The sequence below is a fragment of the Actinoplanes sp. NPDC051633 genome, assembly GCF_040681735.1.
Lineage (GTDB): Bacteria > Actinomycetota > Actinomycetes > Mycobacteriales > Micromonosporaceae > Actinoplanes.
Map to the genome: position 1 here is coordinate 1 of NZ_JBFAZH010000976.1, position 2,978 is coordinate 2,978.

Consider the following 2,978-nt stretch of genomic DNA (forward strand, 5'->3'; position numbering starts at 1 on the left):
GGTGGAGCGGAACAGGCCCGACGGCCCGGCCACCCACAGTTCACCGGTGCGGCCCGGGGGCGTACGCAGCGAGCGTGCCTCGACCGCCGCGCCGGCCCGGAAGTTCGCGCCGCCGTCGGTGCTGACGTAGACGCGCCCGCCCGCGTACCCGAAGAAGGTCCTGGGTTTGACGCGGTCCGCTTCGACCTTCGCGCCGGCCGGGATGCCGTTGGACGGGGTCCACGAGCCGCCGCGGGAGGTGGAGTAGTGCACGCCGGTGCCGGCCGGCGCCCAGACGAAGACCGAGGCGTCGGCGCCGGTCGTGATGGACCCGCCGCCGGTGACGCCGGACGGTTCCTGGCCGGCGTACCAGTTCTCGCCGCCGTCGTTGGAGATGCCGACGTGCGATCCGGTGCCGTTGCCGGCCCGGACGAACACCGACGGGTTCGCCTCGGCGAAATCGATGCTGGTGTTGCTGCCCAGGTTCGGGGTGTCGTGGAAGGACGGCGGGACGGTGCCGAGGTCCTTGTGGTGGAAGCCGCCGATGTCGCCCAGCGCGCTCACCAGCGGCGCGCCGGTGGGCGGGCTGGCCAGGTCGAGCACCGCGGTCTCCTCGAGACCCTTGGCGAACGGCTTGATGGTGAAGGTGGTGTTGCGGTCCCAGTTGGTGAGCTGCGTGGTGCCGTACACGGTGGCGCCGGTGCCGTAGAGCATGCGGTCGGAGTCGAACGGGTCGATCTCGACGGACTCGTTCATCCAGCCCAGCTTCGGGGTGGACTCCGGCGGCTGCGGGTTGTTGTTGAAGTCGAGCCAGCGGTTCGCCGAGATGTCCATGGTGTAGCGCTTGGACGTGTTCGGGTAGCTCGTGTAATCCCAGATCCGGGTCCAGGTGGCGCCGGAGTCGGTGCTGCGGAAGAAGACGGCGTCCGGCCACCAGGAGATCTGCGAGGCGACGATCAGGGTGCCCGGCCGCTGCCGGTCCAGCGTCAGGCCGGAGTAGCCGAAGTACGTGTCGGCCAAGCCGACCGGGCTGACGTCGGTCCACACCCCGGTGCGCGTGTCCAGCCGGAACACCTGGCCCTTGCCGCCGTCGTACGGGCCGCCGGTGTCGCTGGTCGCGATGTAGAGGTGGTGGTTGACCGCGTCGAGGACGCCCTTGTGGGCCAGGTATCCGGTCGGCTGGCCGGGGATCCGCGCCCAGGTCGCGCCGCCGTCGGCCGAGCGGTAGACCGGGTTCTGCTTGTCCGCCACGCCGACGAAGATGTCGCGGGTCGTCTCGTCGAACGTGACCCAGGTGAGGCCCTGGTTCTGGCTCAGGTAGCCGTTCGCGTCGGACGGGTCCTGGACGTAGTTGCCGGCGTTGGGGAACGCCGTCACCCGGGAGAAGTTGGCGCCGTAGTCGGTGCTGCGCCACAGGCCGTTGCCGCCCTCGGCCGCGTAGTAGACGTTGCGGTTGTCGCGCGGGTCGACGGCGAGCCGCTCGCCCATGCCGCGGCCGGGCATGTTGCCGCCGTTCTTGAACGGGAGCTTCGAGATCTGCCAGGTGCTGCCGCGATCGGTCGAGCGCAGGATCGCGCCGTTGTTCGGGTCCCAGCTGTTGGTGTACATGCCGACCGCGGCGTACACCCGGTCGGGGTCGACCGGGTCGGTGGCGATGCTGACCACGCCGTTGTAGCCCCAGTTGGACTGCCCGACCCAGTCGAGCAGCGGGGTCCAGCTCTGCGTGGCCTGGTTCCAGCGGTACGCGCCGCCGATGTCGGTGCGCGCGTAGATCAGGTTCTTCTCTTTACGGTTGAAGACGATGCCGGGCACGAAGCCGCCGCCGTCGATGCGGACGTTCCTCCAGGTGTAGTTTTCGGGGACTGCATTGACGGGGGCGGCCGGCGCCGGGGCGGGGACTGCGATCGCACCGAGGACCAACAGGGCCACGGCGAGCACGGGTCTTCGAGGGCGGCGCACGGGGGATTCCTCTCGCAGACATCGAAGTTCATCGAGTGGGAGCGCTCCCAAAACCATGGCCGCGTGACATGTGCTTGTCAAGTGCCAGAAACAAATGCACCACCATGTTTCGGGCTTATTGACAGACCGAGAACTGATGGGTAGACAGGTCGGCATCCGTCGATGTGGGAGCGCTCCCGACCATCGATGGAGGTCTCCCACCCATGACCCGCTTCCGACGAGCCGGGCTGCTGGTCTCCGCAGCCGCCCTGGCCGCCGCCGCGGTGGCCGTCGCCGTCCCACACGCGGTCGCCGCGGCGCCCACCCTCAAGTCGCTGGCCGACGCCAAGGGCCGCGACATCGGCGTCGCGCTCGACCCCGCCCGGTTGAGTGAGACTTCCTACAAGTCCATCGCGGACAACGAGTTCAACCTGGTCGTACCCGAGAACGCGATGAAGTGGGACGCCACCGAGCCGGCCGCGGGCCAGTTCCGCTGGACCGCCGCCGACGCGGTCGCGTCCTACGCCCAGAGCACCGCCAAGAAGCTCTACGGGCACACCCTGGTGTGGCACAGCCAGCTGCCCGGCTGGGTCTCCGCACTGCCCGCCGACCAGCTGCGCACCGCGATGACCAACCACATCAGCGCGGTGGCCGGCCGATACGCCGGCAAGGTGGCCGCCTGGGACGTGGTCAACGAGGCCTTCGCCGACGGCGGCAGCGGCGCCCGGCGCGACACGGTCTTCCAGCAGAAGCTCGGCGACGGGTACATCGCCGAGGCGTTCCGGGCCGCCCGCGCCGCCGATCCGTCGGCCAAGCTCTGCATCAACGACTACAGCACCGACGGCGTCAACGCGAAGAGCACCGCTCTCTACAACACCGTCCGCGACCTCAAGGCACAGGGCGTGCCGATCGACTGCGTCGGCTTCCAGGGCCACCTGATCATCGGCCAGGTGCCCGGCGACCTGCGGCAGAACCTGCAACGCTTCGCCGACCTCGGCGTCGACGTGCGGATCACCGAGCTGGACATCCGGATGACCACGCCGGCCGACGCCACGAAGCTC

General features: G+C 69.5%; 2 protein-coding genes. One reads left to right on the plus strand and one right to left on the minus strand.

Annotated features, from left to right (window positions below; genetic code table 11):
- Positions 1 to 1,938, minus strand: a 1,938-nt coding sequence (locus AB0M20_RS35450; protein WP_364304890.1) for a xyloglucanase, incomplete at its 3' end; no start/stop codon positions are given.
- Positions 1,939 to 2,141: 203 nt separating this feature from the next.
- Between AB0M20_RS35450 and AB0M20_RS35455 the strand changes: the two genes are divergently transcribed.
- Positions 2,142 to 2,978: endo-1,4-beta-xylanase (locus AB0M20_RS35455; RefSeq protein WP_364304892.1), on the plus strand; the 837-nt coding region annotated here is incomplete at its 3' end.